Source organism: Acinetobacter sp. YH18001 (assembly GCF_013416975.1).
In the GTDB taxonomy this organism is placed as follows: Bacteria; Pseudomonadota; Gammaproteobacteria; order Pseudomonadales; family Moraxellaceae; genus Acinetobacter; species Acinetobacter pseudolwoffii.
Window position 1 is genome coordinate 1 of sequence record NZ_VPEU01000026.1, and the last position, 17,086, is coordinate 17,086.

14 protein-coding genes are annotated in these 17,086 nt (G+C 44.5%); 11 read left to right on the forward strand and 3 right to left on the reverse strand.

Annotated features, from left to right (window positions below; genetic code table 11):
- The first annotated feature begins 362 nt into the window (after nt 1-362).
- The 3 genes from FTV48_RS09425 (at nt 363) to FTV48_RS09435 (ending at nt 3,203) form a co-directional block, all read left to right on the forward strand.
- Nucleotides 363-1,385 carry a flavin reductase family protein gene (locus FTV48_RS09425; protein WP_180000124.1) on the forward strand — a complete coding sequence of 341 codons (1,023 nt, stop codon included), beginning with the start codon at nt 363-365 and terminating at the stop codon, nt 1,383-1,385.
- Between the two features lie 42 nt (nt 1,386-1,427).
- The gene (locus FTV48_RS09430) at nt 1,428-2,594 is read left to right on the forward strand and encodes a fatty acid desaturase (RefSeq protein ID WP_373683529.1); all 1,167 of its coding nucleotides are present in this window, start codon (nt 1,428-1,430) and stop codon (nt 2,592-2,594) included.
- A 258-nt stretch (nt 2,595-2,852) separates the two neighbouring features.
- A complete protein-coding gene (locus FTV48_RS09435; RefSeq protein ID WP_005170837.1) occupies nt 2,853-3,203 on the forward strand; it encodes a hypothetical protein in 351 nt (116 codons plus the stop codon).
- Between the two features lie 65 nt (nt 3,204-3,268).
- Here the strand turns inward: FTV48_RS09435 and FTV48_RS09440 are convergent, their stop codons facing one another.
- Complete coding sequence (locus FTV48_RS09440) at nt 3,269-3,979, reverse strand: HAD family phosphatase (RefSeq protein ID WP_180000126.1); 711 nt, start codon at nt 3,977-3,979, stop codon at nt 3,269-3,271.
- A gap of 282 nt (nt 3,980-4,261) precedes the next feature.
- Here FTV48_RS09440 and FTV48_RS09445 point away from each other — a divergent pair, with 282 nt between their 5' ends.
- Nucleotides 4,262-5,155: a LysR family transcriptional regulator gene (locus FTV48_RS09445; RefSeq protein WP_005096940.1), complete on the forward strand. Its 894-nt coding sequence runs from the start codon at nt 4,262-4,264 to the stop codon at nt 5,153-5,155.
- Here FTV48_RS09445 and FTV48_RS09450 read toward each other — a convergent pair.
- Together FTV48_RS09450 and FTV48_RS09455 are read right to left on the reverse strand one after the other, a co-directional pair.
- Complete coding sequence (locus FTV48_RS09450; protein ID WP_005096939.1) at nt 5,144-6,145, reverse strand: CmpA/NrtA family ABC transporter substrate-binding protein; 1,002 nt, start codon at nt 6,143-6,145, stop codon at nt 5,144-5,146. The genes FTV48_RS09445 and FTV48_RS09450 overlap by 12 nt on opposite strands.
- A 10-nt stretch (nt 6,146-6,155) precedes the next feature.
- Entirely contained in the window at nt 6,156-6,734 is a 579-nt protein-coding gene (locus tag FTV48_RS09455; RefSeq protein WP_100328604.1) for an ANTAR domain-containing response regulator, read from the reverse strand.
- Nucleotides 6,735-7,225: 491 nt separating this feature from the next.
- Here FTV48_RS09455 and nirB point away from each other — a divergent pair, with 491 nt between their 5' ends.
- The 7 genes from nirB (at nt 7,226) to FTV48_RS09490 (ending at nt 17,033) form a co-directional block, all read left to right on the forward strand.
- Nucleotides 7,226-9,772 carry a nitrite reductase large subunit NirB gene (nirB, locus tag FTV48_RS09460; RefSeq protein ID WP_218945907.1) on the forward strand — a complete coding sequence of 849 codons (2,547 nt, stop codon included), beginning with the start codon at nt 7,226-7,228 and terminating at the stop codon, nt 9,770-9,772.
- A 24-nt stretch (nt 9,773-9,796) separates the two neighbouring features.
- Complete coding sequence (gene nirD, locus FTV48_RS09465; protein ID WP_180000127.1) at nt 9,797-11,407, forward strand: nitrite reductase small subunit NirD; 1,611 nt, start codon at nt 9,797-9,799, stop codon at nt 11,405-11,407.
- Between the two features lie 156 nt (nt 11,408-11,563).
- Nucleotides 11,564-14,341 carry a nitrate reductase gene (locus FTV48_RS09470; RefSeq protein ID WP_005170848.1) on the forward strand — a complete coding sequence of 926 codons (2,778 nt, stop codon included), beginning with the start codon at nt 11,564-11,566 and terminating at the stop codon, nt 14,339-14,341.
- Complete coding sequence (locus tag FTV48_RS09475; RefSeq protein ID WP_005100264.1) at nt 14,338-14,964, forward strand: molybdenum cofactor guanylyltransferase; 627 nt, start codon at nt 14,338-14,340, stop codon at nt 14,962-14,964. Before FTV48_RS09470 ends, FTV48_RS09475 begins: the two co-directional genes overlap by 4 nt.
- A 230-nt stretch (nt 14,965-15,194) precedes the next feature.
- Nucleotides 15,195-16,220 (forward strand): GTP 3',8-cyclase MoaA, encoded by a 1,026-nt coding sequence (gene moaA, locus FTV48_RS09480; protein WP_180000129.1) that lies wholly within the window; start codon nt 15,195-15,197, stop codon nt 16,218-16,220.
- Between the two features lie 2 nt (nt 16,221-16,222).
- Entirely contained in the window at nt 16,223-16,489 is a 267-nt protein-coding gene (locus FTV48_RS09485) for a MoaD/ThiS family protein (RefSeq protein ID WP_005266361.1), read from the forward strand.
- A 1-nt stretch (nt 16,490) separates the two neighbouring features.
- A complete protein-coding gene (locus FTV48_RS09490; protein ID WP_004646997.1) occupies nt 16,491-17,033 on the forward strand; it encodes a molybdenum cofactor biosynthesis protein MoaE in 543 nt (180 codons plus the stop codon).
- Nucleotides 17,034-17,086 lie beyond the last annotated feature (53 nt).

Below are 17,086 nucleotides of genomic sequence, written 5' to 3' on the forward strand. Positions count from 1 at the left end.
ATATATACGGTTAGCAATTTAAGGATGCTATGTTATCAATTCAAATTACTAGAGATGACAAATAATGTATCGCATGACGATCTCACAAGCAAAAAAATCACTCAGAATTGATTTCCCTATAAAAGTCAGCTTTTTATATAGAGTTAGCAGAATTAACAGATATAAAAATCCCTTTTTCTAAAAACTATAGTTTCAGCAGATGCTTTTGCTTCATATTGTCCGACAAAAAGCTCTATTATGTTTGATAAGCACATAATTTGACCTGTATTGATATGGTCTGAATTATAAAACACTTTATGCTGACAACATAATAAATAGACAGTTGTACATTAATATTACTGTCTGCGGATAAGGGGATAAAAATGACAAGTATGCCGACCTATCAGCCGCATTGGATCCGGGAAGATTTCATTGATTTTATTGGTGAAAAAATCCATCCAACCTGGGCAATCAAAAAAGTTAAGGCTGCCGTTATGGGCATTCAAGCCATCAGCCCTGACTTTTTCAAGATTCACTTACGTCCAAATCATAATTTTAAAGCCAAGTCATTTCAGGCCGGCCAGAATATTGCAGTGACCGTCAGACTTGATGGCGTACGTCATCAGCGACATTATTCTGTAGTGACGGTATTAAAAAATGGCGATCTGATCATTGCGGTTAAACAGCAGGGCAAAGTGTCACGTGCCTTAAGTCTGATGCAAATTGGTGCCGTGATAGAAATTTCACAGCCGCAAGGTGAGTTCACATTGCAAAAATCCACGCAGCCGATTTTATTCCTGGCTTCAGGCAGTGGTATTACCGCCATTTACTCCTTGCTGCAAAAAGCAGTCATTCAATCTCTGGAACAGATCGACCTGATTTATTTCACTCGAGATGATGCCTTTCATGCTGAACTGAAAACATTGGCTCTTATGCATCCAAACTTGAAATATCACCATTTCAATACTGTGGAACACCAGCAGCATCTGACCCAGAGCTTATTGCAAAAGCTGGTGCCAGACTTTGCAGAACGAAAAATTTATGCTTGTGGCTCCGCCGGGATGATGAAGGCCTCACTTCGCATCGTTGATAAACTGGAATTGAAATCCAATTTTCATTCGGAATATTTCCAGGTTGTGGTCGATGAAAAAATTAAAGCACAGCCGGTACAGTTTTTAAGATCGCAGCAAGAGTTTCAGGCGCAGTCCAATTTACTGGAAAGTGCCGAAAAGTCGGGCTTGCGACCAGCGCATGGCTGCCGGATGGGCATCTGCAACACCTGTTCCTGTACCAAGGTCAGTGGTTCGGTACGAAATGTCCTGACCGGTGAAATTGATCATGGTAATAATACCCAGATCAAACTGTGCATTTCTCAGGCAGTGAGTCCTGTGGTGATTAATTTATAAACTATTGATAAGCCATTAATTAAACTATAAGAAGGTGCTCCCATGAATATGCAAATTGATTTTAAACGACATAGCAAAAGCCAATTTCTTAGTCCTGAACAGATTGAGGAATTCGGTGCCAAAGTCGATGCGATCCGCCGCGAGGTCATGGATGATCTGGGGGAAAAAGACGCCGAATATATTTATAAAATCCGCAACTTTGTCCGCTATAGCGAAATTGCCTCACGTGGCATGCTGATGTTTGCCGGTTGGTTGCCACCGGTATGGCTGGCGGGGACAGGTCTGCTCGGTCTTTCCAAAATCGTGGAAAATATGGAACTCGGCCACAATGTCATGCATGGCCAGTTCGACTGGATGAATGATCCGAGTCTGAACGGTGCGACCTATGACTGGGATACGATTTCAACCGGCGATGACTGGAAATACACCCATAACTATATTCACCATACTTATACCAATATTGTCGGGATGGATCATGATGTGGGTTATGGACTGATTCGAGTCAGTGAATCGCAGAAGTGGGAACCACGCTTTCTGTTCAATATTCCACTGGGCATTCAGTTAATGGTATTTTTCGAATGGTATGTTGGCCTGCAACGCCTGCATCTGGAAGATGTGATTGCCTATAAAACCAAGACCTGGAAAGAAGTCTGGGAAGAAGCAGCACCTTTACGCCAGAAAATGCGACGTCAGGTGTTAAAAGATTATGTATTTTTCCCGCTCATTGCCGGCCCAAACGCCATTCCGGTATTTACCGGAAATGCGGTGGCCAATGTGATTCGCAGTCTATGGGCTTCTGCTGTCATTTTTAACGGTCATTTCACTGAAGATGCTGAAACCTTTGAAATGGACAATACTGACAATGAAACCCGTGCCGAGTGGTATTTACGCCAGATTCGTGGTTCGAGCAATTTTAGTGGAACAACCTGGCTACATATCTTGAGTGGCAATTTGAGCCATCAGATTGAGCATCATTTATTCCCAGACATGCCCGCCAATCGCTATGCGCAGGTTGCGCCAAAAATCAAAGCGCTCTGTGCAGAATATGGCATTCATTATAACGAAGCCAGCTTTATGAAACAGTTTTCTACTGTATGGGTAGGTCTCGCTAAATGTTCTCTACCGAATCACTGGACTGCACAGATTATTGAAAAAACCCACTCTGCTAAATCTGTATTGAGCCACTTTAAATCTAAAATCATGCCCTAATTTTTAATGTGTGGTATTCACCCGTTTGCTACGCCTCAATAGATTTACATGGTCTATTGGGGACTTTTTTGCTTTTTTGTCGTTTTAGTAGAAATTGAATCATCCATTTTTATGAATGAAGTATGGAGAGATATTTCAAAAAAATCACCAAAGAAAAACAGATACGGTACTGCTGAAACGCTTTGCCTACAACAACCTGCTTAAGCTCTAGAGGGTTGTCTCTATAATGGCCGCGTTGTCACACTCAAGGGCTCAGTTTTGAAATATCTTCAATTTTTTTCAGGCATCTCATTATTACTGCTTTTAACTGCTTGTAACCTCACAGAAGCACCAGCTCCAGATTATCAGGGAAACTGGAAAAATACGCTGGAAAATCCAAAACTTGAAAATGTATTGGTCATTTCGAAAAATGGTGAAAATTACTTCATTACCAACACCATAAAAGACAAAGAAACTGGTAAAACCGAAAAGAAAAATCCGATGCCGGCAGCAGTGAGCAAAAATGGCTTACTTCAGTTAAATGCAGGTGCGGGTATGGTTGATTTTGCAATCGATGAAAAAACAGGAAATCTGGTCGGTTCAGGCTCAGTCTATGAGAAAGCCAAATAATGTTTTCTTCTCAGGTCAGAGATCTGCAGAAAAATGTCATGAAACACAATATTCATGGCATTTTTTTATTGGGCTAAACTTAATAACTCAGCAAAATCTTCTGCGAAATAATTTACTTTGGCCTTGATCAAATCTATTTCATGAACAGAGTATTGATCATAAACTGCAATCACATCGACTCCTGCATTGTTGGCCGCTTCAACGCCAATTAATGAATCCTCAATAATCAGGCAATCTGCGGCTTGCACCTGAAAATGCTGAAGGACATTGAAATAGACTTCAGGATGTGGCTTGATGTTCTGCACATTTTCACGGGTCAATAGCAGGGCAAAGTCATCATTAAAGCTGATTTTTTTGTTAATGTTTTGATTATTGTCCTGATAACGCTGCACATTGAACAAACTGGTCGTTGTGGTCAGGGCGATCTGAATCCCTTGTTGTTTCAGGGCTTGAATGAACCGTTCAGCATGTGGTTTTAGCTCGACCACATGATCGAGAAAATGCCGTGAAATTGCATAACGGCGGTTTTTTACTTCTTCTTTATTCGGCGCAAATCCATAAAGCGCTTTTAAATAAGCACAATATTCCAGATAGGGATCCGGCTGATGTTTAAATTTTTTGAGCTGAAGATCGCGCTGTTGCTGGATCTGCCTTAAGTCGACTTCAATATTTGCCAACTCCTGAATCAGCGCAGCATCGACCTGATTCCAGACTCCCACGGAATCAATCAAGGTGCCATCCAAATCAAAACACACCAACTTTTTGCCTTGGAACATAAGATATTTCTCTTAATTTGCATCGTTAATTCTGTGGGCTTGAGTATATAGCATGAAGCTTGCGTGTTTAAGTTGACCAAGGAAAAACAGAAGTGCATATTTACAACAGAAGTACTTGTAACGAGGTTCCACATCAGAGAAAAGTGATTTTTAACACCACATGGAAATTGACTGATCCTAGAAATCGTTGCAAAGTGTTATATTTGAACATTGGCAATTGATAAAATGATGTCGATGATATCTTCGTCAAAATTATTAGAAAGTTAAAGGAAATGTGTTTCTGTGTTTGAACTTGACTGTAAATTGCTCAGTATTTTTTATTATGTCTATAAATTTAAAAACGTATCTCAGGCAGCTGATCATTTAGACATGAGCCAGCCAGCGGTGAGCAATCTGCTGAATAAAATTCGCCAGCATTATGGTGATCCTTTATTTTTACGTATTGGCAATGAAATGCTGCCGACAGATTTATCTAAGCAGTTGTTTCCCTTGGTCAGTGAAGCACTCAGTAAAGTTGAAGCGATTAATAATTTCACCATCAATTTTGATCAGGTCACTTCACAGCAACGTTTTACACTGGCGATGACCGATGTATCGCATCTGGTGTTATTGCCAAAAATTTCACAGTATCTCAAGCAGCATGCATCACATATCCGCCTGAATGTGCGTCCGATTACCTCGGAAACCAGTTATCAGATGGCCAATGGCGAGATTGATCTGGCTTTGGGCTTCTTGCCAAATCTGGAGAATGGCTTTTATCAGCAGAAACTGTTTGAACAGTATTATGTGGTGATCGCAGCGAAAGACCATCCGCGACTAACGGGTGACAGCATCACGACCGAAGAGTATTTACGTGAAACCCATATCGATATTGATGCCGGGATGGGGCATTACCATATTGAAAATGAATTGCTGAATCTGGAACTCAAGCGCGACATTCTAATGCGTCTGCCCAGCTATTTAGGCGTGGGACTGGTGGTACAGGAAACCGATGCGATTGCGACCGTGCCTTATTATTTGAGTGAAGTCCTGTTATCACGTGGCAATCTCAAGATTTTTGGGGCACCGATTGCTTTCCCGACCTATTCTGTAAAGCAGTATTGGCATATGTCCTGTCATCATAAAACCAGTCATCAATGGCTACGCAATATGTTGCATGAAATCTTAAGCAAATAGCATTTCAGCATACATGCATTGTGCTGCAATCTGCTTTTTCTCTATCTCAGAGATTTCGACACCATCCCATTTTTCAATCTGCTCGATTAACCAGATAAAATCGGCAAGCTGCGGTTTCGCACTTGCACCAACAAGATTGCGGATGATGTTTTGAATTTTATGATAGTCACAGACATGACGCTGTGCAGAGCATTCAAACTGGATAATCTGATAATCAACCAGCATGTCCCAAACTTGGGACAGATCAGCACGCTGTTTTAAATCCGTTTGGGCTTTCTGGACAGCATTGACCAAAGCCTTCACCGTGCATGGATGTAATTCTGCCCATTCCTGAGTCATGGCCAGAACCTTGTCGGCAACTTTAGGAATGACATTCTGGCTTGCAGCGACAATTAAACTATAGCCTTCAAGCTTGGCCTGAATATTCCAGGGTTCTCCCACACAAAAGCCATCAAAGACCTGTTCCGAGATTCCTTTTACCATCGAAGCTGGTGGTGAGGTCATGAGCTGAATCTTGTGGGCAATATTGACATCTGTCAGGGCTAACCATTCTTTTATACAATAATGATGAATTGAGTGCTTATAGACATAGGCCAGATTCATTTTCTGCTGTTGTTGCAAGGCCTGCACCAGTTTTTGAGAACTGCTTTTTTCATCATCTTCTGCATCAATTCCCAATTCATGACACAGATCTTGACGCAGGCTGATAAAAGCCTGATTCATGCTCAGTACCAACGGGGTTTGCAAAGCCACCTGTAACTGGTCTGTACCCAGAGCAGCAGCAGGTAGCATGGCGGACAAACAATGCGCAGCGTCCAGAAAGCCATAGGCCAGACGGTCTCTTAAACTGGACCAGGAGGCCTCCCGGATTAAGTTGATGGTTAATCCCTGTTCGGCAAAATAACCCTGTTTTTCGGCCCAGAGAATGGCCACACAATCAAGCAAAGGAATATAGCCAATATTGAGTTCAGTTTTTTCTAATGTGGACATATGCTTTTCCTTATTGGCCCAATAACAGCTTCTGTGCATCGAGCAGGCGTCTGGCCATTTCACCAATGGTAATCCGGTGACTCATGGCATTTTTACGTAATAAGGCAAAGGCCTGTTCTTCAGATAATGCATGCAGCTGGATCAGCAATGCTTTGGCTTTATCGATATCTTTACGGTCAATCAGCTTGTCTTGGGTTTCTTTTAAATCGTTCAGCAGCTTTTTATGCTTGCGGAACTGTTCAATTGATATTTCCAGAATGCTTTCTAATTTGCTGGGATCAATACCATCGACAATATAAGCCGTGATCCCGGCATCAATCGCACTTTTGATGGTGTCTTTATTGGAGTTTTGGGTAAACAGTACGGTAGGAAGTTCATATTGGCTGACACAGCTTTCAATAATATCCCGATGTGGATGATCCATATTTAGCAGAATCACATCTGCATGGATGCCTTTGACATGCACCATATTCAGATCATTCAGGATTAAACAGGCCACCACCTGAAAATCATGTAACAGCAGCGATTCCTGGATGAATTGGGCGCGCTCCAGATCATCATCAATAAGAGCAATTCGTAATTTAGACATGGAATATTTTCAAGTAAGGCCTAAGGAATATTCAAGTACGAATAATGCAAAAAACATGCCATTATATTGGTGCATCAAAGAGTTATTTTGAGTTCAATTTGGTGCAGGAGTTTGGCATCCATCATCAAAATAAAGCATTTCCTGCAATTTTCTGGCTGATATCAGTCATTGTGTTGCTAAAAAAGTTGGCATGCTTCCTGCATTTATCAAATTGTCAAAGATGACTTTCAATACGAATAACGGCCAACGATGCCCGTTCTGATCGTAGTTGCACTTTAAAAGGGTGCAACTGATATTTCGTTCAGCACAGGATAAATGACATGGTCAGTTGTTCAGCAATACAAACCGTACGGGCATTTCAACCTTTGATCCAGCATTTCAAACAGCTGGGCACGGTATTTACCACCCATTCAAACAGTCGACATATCAACCACTAGATCTGATATGTGGCTTTTTATCGTCTTTAAAAAAACAATAGTCGGAGCGCAGATATGAAAATTCTCATGATTGGGCATGGCATGGTGGGGCATAAATTCATCGAATCTGTACTGGAACAGGCCGGTGATGACATTGAGCTGACCATTTTGGCAGAAGAGCCACATTTGGCTTATGACCGGGTACATTTGACCGAATATTTCAGCGGCAAGTCGGTCAAGGATCTGAGTCTATGCCGTAGTGATTTCGCCGATGCCTATGGCATTGATTTACGACTGAATACCAAAGCAGTTGAAATGGATCAGCTGAATAAAACGGTAACGACTAATCACGGTGATGTGCTGAGTTTTGACAAGTTGATTCTTGCCACCGGCTCTTATGCCTTTATACCGCCAATCCCGGGCAATGAGCGTCAAAACTGTTTTGTCTATCGTACTATTGAAGATCTGGACGCGATTCGTGCCGCCAGCCTGAATGCAAAAACCGGTGTGGTGATTGGTGGCGGCTTGCTCGGACTGGAAGCAGCGAAGGCATTACGAGATCTGAATCTAGACACCCATGTGGTGGAATTTGCACCGCGTCTGATGGCGGTGCAGATTGATGATCTGGGTGGCCGGGTATTGCGTTCTAAAATCGAAGATTTAGGCGTCAAGGTTCATACCCAGAAAGCCACATCAAGTATTGAAGATGGTGACAGCACTCAGCATGTAATAAAGTTTGGCGATGGCTCAGTCCTTGAAACCGACATCATTTTATTCTCTGCCGGCATTCGCCCACGTGATGAACTGGCCCGGCAGAGCGGTCTGCTCATCGGTGAACGAGGCGGTATCATCATTAATGATTATTGCCAGACCTCACATCCGGACATTTATGCCATTGGTGAATGTGCACTTTGGGACAATAAAATTTATGGTCTGGTTGCACCAGGCTATGACATGGCGCGTATCGCAGCGAAACATGTACTGGGCCAAGAGAGTCATGCATTCGCTGGCGCCGACATGAGCACCAAGCTCAAACTGATGGGTGTGGATGTTGCTTCTATTGGTGACGCACATGCCATGTCACCTGGTGCCTTGAGCTATTTCTATGCTGATGAAGCCGCGCAGGTTTATAAAAAAATCGTGGTGTCAGCAGACAGGACCAAGCTGCTGGGCGCGGTGCTGGTGGGCTGTGCCAAAGAGTATAGCGATCTCCTACAAATGATGCTGAATGGTCTGGCTGTGCCGGAGCAACCGGAAAGCCTGATCATGCCAGGCTTTGATCAGTCAACTTCCAAATCGGGTGGCAGTGGCATCGATTTATTGCCTGACAGTGCGACCATCTGTTCCTGTAATAACGTTTCCAAAGCTGATATCTGTTCAGCCATTGATGGCGGTGCAACTTCATTGGGTGCACTGAAAAAATGCACGCAGGCTGCAACGGCGTGCGGTGGCTGTGCGCCACTGGTGACGCAGGTTCTCAAATCCGAATTACAGCGTCAGGGTGTCACGGTGAACAATCACCTGTGTGAACACTTTGCCTATTCGCGGCAGGAACTGTATCACCTTGTACGTGTGCATGAAATCAAAACTTTTTCTGACCTGATTCAGCAACATGGGCACGGGATGGGCTGTGATATCTGCAAACCGACTGTAGCCAATATTCTGGCATCCTGCTGGAATGATTTTGTCCTGAAACCAAGTCATGCCGGTTTGCAGGATAGCAACGACTACTACCTCGGCAATATCCAGAAAGATGGTTCCTATTCGATTGTGCCACGTGTTGCAGGCGGCGAGATTACTCCGGATGGCCTGATTAGCATCGGTCAGATCGCCAAAGATTATGGTCTATATACCAAAATCACGGGCGGACAACGAATTGACATGTTTGGTGCGCAGGTACATCAACTGCCTGAAATCTGGGAAAAACTGATCAATGCCGGTTTCGAGTCCGGACATGCCTACGGCAAATCCTTACGTACGGTGAAATCTTGCGTGGGCAGTACCTGGTGCCGTTTTGGTGTCGATGATTCTGTCGGCTTGGCGATTTTCCTGGAGAATCGTTATAAAGGCCTGCGTTCACCACATAAAACCAAAATGGCAGTATCCGGCTGTACCCGGGAATGTGCAGAAGCACAAAGTAAGGATGTCGGTGTCATTGCCACGGAAAAAGGCTGGAATCTATATGTATGCGGTAATGGCGGTATGAAACCGCGCCATGCTGAACTGCTCGCCTCGGATCTGGATACTTCCACACTCATCAAATATATCGACCGCTTCTTTATATTCTATATCCAGACAGCAGACCGTCTGCAACGCACCAGTGTATGGCGTGACAATATGGAAGGTGGGCTGGACTATCTGAAAGATGTCATTGTGCATGACTCACTGGGTATTGCTGCTGAACTGGAAAGCCGTATGCAGCATGTGATTGGCACTTATCAGGATGAATGGCGCACCGCGATTGAAGATCCTGAAGTACGCAAACGCTTTAAGACCTTTATCAACGCCAAAGCAGCCGAGCAGAATGACCCGCATATTCAGTTTGCACCTGTACGTGGTCAGATCCGGCCAAAGACTGACGCTGAACGTGATCTCAACCGTATTCCAGTGGTTGAAGCCTAAACACCACAGTCAGGGAGAATGAAAATGACAATTTTAAAAGATATGAACGAACTGAACTGGTACGAAGTCTGTCATCTGGATGAGATCACCCCGAATACTGGTGTTGCAGCTTTGATTGAAGATCAACAGATTGCAATTTTTCGCGTGGGTCAGGAACAGCGGGTGTATGCGCTCAGCAATCAGGATCCGTTTAGTCTGGCCAATGTCATGGCACGTGGCATTCTGGGCGATCTGCAAGGTGAGCGTGTAGTCGCATCCCCAATTTACAAGCAGCATTTCAGTCTGGTGACCGGCCGTTGTCTGGAAGAGCAAGATCAGAAATTACTGATATTTCCAACCCGAATTGAAAATGGCACAGTCTTTATCAGCCCAACTGCACAAAAGACCTATATTTCCAGTAATGGTCAAAACACAGAGCGTTTAAAACTGGTATTGGTCGGGAATGGGCTGGCGGGTATGCGCTGTCTGGAAGACTTGCTGGATATGGCGCCAGATCGTTATGACATTACCGTGATTGGGGAAGAGCCATGGGGCAATTACAACCGCATCATGTTGTCACCGGTATTATCTGGTGAGAAAAGTTTTGCCGAAATTATGTTGCATTCAGTCGACTGGTATACTGAAAAAGGTATCCGTTTTATTGGCGGAGATGCAGCACTCTCTATCGACCGCTCACGCAAACAGGTGCATACCGGAAAAGGCGAAATGGTTGCTTATGATCGTCTGATCCTCGCCACTGGTTCCAAACCCTTTATACCGCCAATTCCAGGTGCTGAACTTGAAGGCGTGATGAGCTTCCGGGATATTCAGGATGTTAACCGCATGCTGGATTACTGCAAAACCAAGCAAAATGCCGTCGTCATTGGCGGTGGTCTGTTAGGACTGGAAGCCGCATATGGCTTAAAACAGCGAGGGATGAATGTAACGGTGCTACATCTGATAGACCGTATTATGGATCGTCAGCTGGACATGAAAGCCAGTCAAATGCTGAAGAAATCAATTGAAGAAAAAGGTATTAGGATTATCACCGAAGCCAATACCGAAGAACTACTCGGTAGTGATGGTCACGTGACTCAACTGCGCTTAAAAGACGGGACAATGCTGGATGCTGATTTGGTGGTATTCGCCGTCGGGATTCGACCAAATAAAAGTCTGGCCGAACAGTCTGGCCTGCGCTGTAACCGCGGCGTGCTGGTGAATGACACCATGCAGACCTATGATCCGAGTATTTATGCAGTGGGTGAATGTATTGAGCATCGTGGTCAGACCTTTGGATTGGTTGAGCCATTATGGGGACAGGCCTTTATCTGTGCGACTCATCTGGCTGAACATGGCCGACTGACCTTTAAGGCACCGACTGTTCCGACCCAGCTTAAGGTCAGCGGATGTGACGTATTCTCGGCAGGTAATTTTGAACCGACTAATGATTTCGAAGATATCGTGCTGAATGATGAGAAGCGTCAGATTTATAAACGGATCATCATCCAGCAGGACAAGGTCATTGGTGCGGTGCTATTTGGCGATACTGAAGATGGGGCATGGTATGCCGAACTGATTGCAGATCAGACACCAATTAGTAATATCCGCAGCAAGCTGCTTTTTGGTCGGGATTTTGCATTAAGGAAAGTAGGCTAATCGGATAAAGCTCTCCAGCCCTTCTTTAGCAAAGGAGGGTTGGGGGAGGATTAAAACTTTTGAGATATAGAAAATATTTAAATCAAACCTGTAAAAACTAGATATCAGAGATTTGGTGAAACACGTGAATTTGGATGATTAAGGAGCACAGCAGCAATGAATAGTATTCCGGTTATGGAACTAGATAGCTCTACTGAATCCCAAATAAAAACTACTCAGACGACCTGTCCTTATTGTGGAGTAGGCTGTGGCGTCATCGCGCACGTAAGCCAAACCCCGATGGGTGAAAAGGTTGAGATTGAAGGCGATGTTCAGCATCCTGCGAACTTGGGCAAGTTGTGTATTAAAGGCAGTCATCTTGCCGATACACTTGGCTTAAAAACCCGGCTTCTGCATCCGATGACAGGTCGAAAAGAGCAGCGGCAAATAAGCACTTGGGATCATGCCATTTCTAGTATTGCCAATAAATTTCAGCAATGTATTGATCAATATGGACGCGACAGCATCGCCTTTTATGTCTCCGGCCAGCTTTTGACTGAAGACTATTATGTGGTGAACAAGTTTGTAAAAGGCTATCTGGGTACTGCCAATATTGATACCAATTCAAGACTGTGCATGTCATCTGCTGTGGCGGCACATAAACGGGCTTTTGGCGAAGACCTGGTACCAGCCAGCTATACAGATTTTGAGCAGACAGAAATGGTGGTTCTGGTAGGTTCCAATACTGCCTGGTGCCATCCGGTGCTTTATCAGCGCATCATGAAAGCCAAGGAAGAGCGGGATTTATTCGTGGTGGTGATTGATCCGCGCTTTACTGCAACCTGTGAAGCGGCAGATTTACACTTGCCGATTTTACCAGGTCAGGATGTCGCGCTGTTTAATGGCTTGTTGCAGTATCTTCAGCAAAATGGTCATGCCGATCTGGATTTTGTTACCCAACATACTCAAGGTCTGGAGCAGGCGCTTGCCAGCAGCTCGACAGAGTCATCACTTGAAAGCGTGGCAAAATGTACCGGTATTGCTATTGAAAAATTAACCTTATTTTTTCAGAAATTTGCACAGACCGAAAAAATCATGAGCCTGTTTTCCATGGGCGTAAACCAATCCTCTCAAGGAGTAGACAAGGCCAATAGCATTATCAACTGTCATTTATTGACAGGAAAAATAGGCAAACCCGGTTCGGCACCTTTTTCCATGACCGGACAGCCGAATGCCATGGGCGGACGGGAAGTCGGTGGACTGGCCAATATGCTGGCCAGTCATCTGGATCTGGATAATCCGCAGCATCAGCAACTGGTGCAGGATTTCTGGCAAAGCCCGGTCATCGCGCGGCAGCCCGGATTAAAAGCGGTAGATTTATTTCAAGCGGTGGAAAGCGGGAAAATCAAGGCCATCTGGATTATGGCCACCAATCCGATCGTGAGTTTGCCCGATGCAGATCAGGTTAAACGCGCTCTGGAAAAGTGTGAATTTGTGGTCGTTTCCGATATTTGTCTCGACACCGATACCACGCAATATGCCGATGTACTGTTACCGGCATTGGGTTGGGGCGAAAAAGATGGCACAGTCACCAATTCGGAGCGCCGTATTTCCCGGCAAAAGGCTTTTTTGCCGGCTCCGGGTGAAGCCAAAGCAGACTGGTGGGCCATTTCTCGGGTGGCTCAGGTCTTAGGTTTTCGCGGTTTTGACTTTAGCAATAGCCATGACATTTTTCTGGAACACGCCCGTTTATCTGCCTATCAGAATAGTTCACTTTCGCAACGCGCAGATACACCCAATTTTCGCTATTTCAACCTGCAAGGTTTAACTCATCTCGGTTTTGCGGAATATCAGAATCTGGCATCGATCCAGTGGCCGGTTTGGGATAAGCAAGAAGTTCATCAGGTTGGTCAACTATTTAGCCAAGGCCAGTTTAGTCATGCAGATGGCAAGGCCAGATTAGTGCCGACAGTTGCCGCCAATCCCATACATGCTATTTCTGCTGAATATCCGCTGATCCTGAATACCGGACGGATTCGCGATCAATGGCACACCATGAGTCGTACCGGATTATCTGCCAGTTTATCCCAGCATCGTACTGAGCCTTATTGTGAGTTGCATCCGCACGATGCGCTGAAATATGGCTTGAAAGATGCCGAGCTGGTCGAGGTGAAATCCGCTTGGGGAAGTTGTGTACTCCGTGTGCAATTTTCACAAAATATGCGACGTGGCCAGATTTTTGCACCGATTCATTGGAACGACCAGTTTGCGTCCGATGCGCGGATTGGCAAAGTGGTGAATCCGGTAGTTGACCCGATTTCTGGCGAACCAGAATTTAAGCATACTCCAGTGATGATCCAGCCATTTTATACCCAGTGGCAGGGCGTGCTGTATGTGCGGGAAGGCTTTGAACAACAGATCCAGACCATGATTGAAAATACGGTGTGGTGGAGCAAAATTCAAACCACTCAGGCCATCCGGTATGAACTGGCAGACCGGCGCAGGTTTTCTGACATCACCGGGCAGATCAAGAGCCTGTTAGCCTTTGATGATGAAAGCTTTGAATGGCTGAATCTCGAAGATCAAACGGCGCATATCAGTCATAGTGTGGTGCTTCAGGATGGCCAGTTAATTGCCAGTTTTTATATCGCACCGGCGGCACTATTGCCAGATCGTGACTGGGTGGCTGGCCTGTTTAGACGTGAACGTCTGAGTGCATTGCATCGTAAAGCATTGCTGGCAGGTCAGGCCATGTCGATGGGAAATAGTGAAGGGGCATTGGTCTGTAGCTGTTTTAAGGTCGGTAAGAACCGAATTATTCAAACCATTAAAGATAAAAATATCACGCATGAAAAACAGGTGACTGCATGTCTAAAAGCCGGAGGAAATTGTGGTTCGTGTTTGCCAGAAATTAGAGGCCTGATTAAGGCCTGCCAGACGGAGTGCATAGAATGAAAAGAAGAGTGATGAAGACGGTGTCTTATCCGGAAACCGACGTGGTGATTCTGGCCGGAGGTTTAGCGCGGCGCATGAATGGCATCAATAAATTGCTGCACAAATTTGATGATGAAATCCAGCTGATTAAAATCCATCAGCAACTGAAGTCCCGGGCAAGCAAAGTCTGGGTCAATAGCCATCGGGATCACTCTATTTATAAACGGATGATTCCTTCGATTGATTTTTATCAGGACGATGAACCCGGCTTTCAGGGACCATTGATGGGCATGAAGAGTGCCTGGTCACATGTGGAATCTGATTATGTGCTGTTCGTGCCTTGTGATGTGACCTATATCCCCAAAAAGGTCATTTCACGTTTACATCAGGCCTTGCAACGACATCCCTTATGTGAAGTGGCGGTAGTTGAAATCAATGAAAAGGCATTGTTTCCATTCTGTCTGATGAAACGCAGCAGCTTACCCACGCTTATACAACATCTTGAAAATGATCAGCACAGTTTAAAACTCTGTTTTGCTGACATGCACATGCAGCGGGCAAGTTTTAAAAATCGTGCCCTGTTTTTCCACAGTATTAATTCATTTGACGAGCTACAGCAGCATCAACAGCTTAACTTTCTTTAGCATTTAAAATGCTAAAAGCCGAATCATCATATTCTGGCTCACCAAAATATTGCTTTTTTTATTTTTCGAACAAAATTTCGGACTAAAAAAGAACAAATATTATCCATTAATATTATTTAAAAATAAATTTGTGCAAAGTTGGAACACTTATTGCTTATTCATTGTGAAGAAATAGGGCAGTAAATCAAGACTGTTAAATAACCGTGCAGATCTCATCATGGACCGCAGCAATGAACAGCATGAAAGTTTTAGCATCTCGCAGTATCTTTCAGGATCAGTTTGGACGCCAGAAACGTAAGTTGCGGATCTCGGTGACTGACCGCTGTAATTTTAAATGCAGCTATTGCATGCCTGAACATCCGGAATGGATGAATAAAAAAGATTTGCTCAGTTTTGAAGCCCTGTATGCTTTTTGCGAGTTTATGGTGCGACACGGGATTGAGCAGATCCGCGTGACGGGGGGCGAACCGTTGATGCGCCAAGGCATCGTTCATTTTATTGCCTGCTTACAGACATTGAAAGCAATTGGCCTGAAACGTATTTCCATGACCAGTAATGGCCATTATTTAAAAGATTATGCTCAAGCGCTTAAACAGGCAGGACTGAACGATCTGAATATCAGTCTAGACAGTCTTGATCCAAAGCAGTTTCAGCAACTGACCCAAAAACAGTTACAGCCTGTACTTCAAGGTATTTCTGCCGCACAGCAGGCAGGTTTGACCGTCAAGATCAATAGTGTGCTCATCAAAGGCATCAATGACAATCAGATTATTCCTTTGGTGAAATGGGCACAGCATCAGGCTATAGAACTGCGTTTTATTGAGTTTATGCCCCTCGATGGCGATCAGAAATGGAATCCGTCTGATGTCATCAGTGAGCAGGATATCCTGGATCAACTGAAAACTGAATTTGATGTCCAGGTATCTCAAGGACAAGGCGCCAATCCAGCCCGTGGCTATTTGGTCAATGGGCAGCCTTTGGGGATTATTTCCACCATTACCCATTCATTTTGCAGTGATTGTGACCGTCTGCGCCTCAATGCCCAAGGTGAATTTTATAACTGTTTATTTGCCAGACAAGGCCTGAACCTTAAGGCAGATATCGAACAACTGGCGCTGGATCATTTCGCCACACAGACATTTCAGCACAAGCTCCACGCTTATATCTGGCATAAAGAGGCCGGCTTCCATGCGATCCAGCAATCACCAATACAAAAGCCGATCCGAAAAATCAGCATGCACAGCATTGGAGGGTAAATATGTCACTCACTCAGCAAAAATTAATTCATATCAAAATAGAAGCCTTCGGTGCGATTGAACGACAAATTCCCACAGATTTAAATTTGCAATGCGAGTCTGAAATTCAGGTTTCTGAAGTCCTGAACCAGTTGCTATCCCTCTATCCCGATATACAGCCCATGCTGGAACGTTGTGCCTGTGCAATCGGTGAAGACATTATTTCCAGACAGAATGTTTTAAATCGTGACAGTACGCTGGTGCTGTTATCGCCGGTAGCAGGAGGCTGAGATGCAACTCAAGTCACTAAAACAATTTGCCCGAATCCAGCAGACTGCTTTTAGTCTGGAGGATTTTGATGGTATCCAGCATTTTCCGGAATGTGGTGGAATCGGCATCTTTGTCGGAACAGTACGTAACCATCATCAGGGGAAAGCTGTGCGTGCCCTGAAATATACCGCCTATGCGCCTGTGGCTGAAAAAATGATTCGTGAAATTGAACAGCAGATCCAGATCAAATACCAGGTGTCTTATGTGCGGGTAGTGCACCGTATTGGTGAGCTGGAGGTTGGGGAAACAGCCATTATTGCTATGGCTTATGCGGCCCATCGTCGTGAGGCCTTCGCTGCCTGTGAGGAAGCTGTGGAACGGGTGAAGCATGAGGTTCCGGTCTGGAAAGAAGAGTTTTATCTGGATGGTAGCAGCCAGTATGTGGAAGGCTGTTGTATTCGAAAAGATCATGGACCTGAAACTAATCACTCTCATCATGCAGAAGAAGCGCATTGTCACCATCACCATGTAGCAGAACACGCTTGCCAATCACCATCTAATTAAATGCGTCCAATGAGGATGCATAAGATGAATCACTTTAAAACAGATTTTAAAAA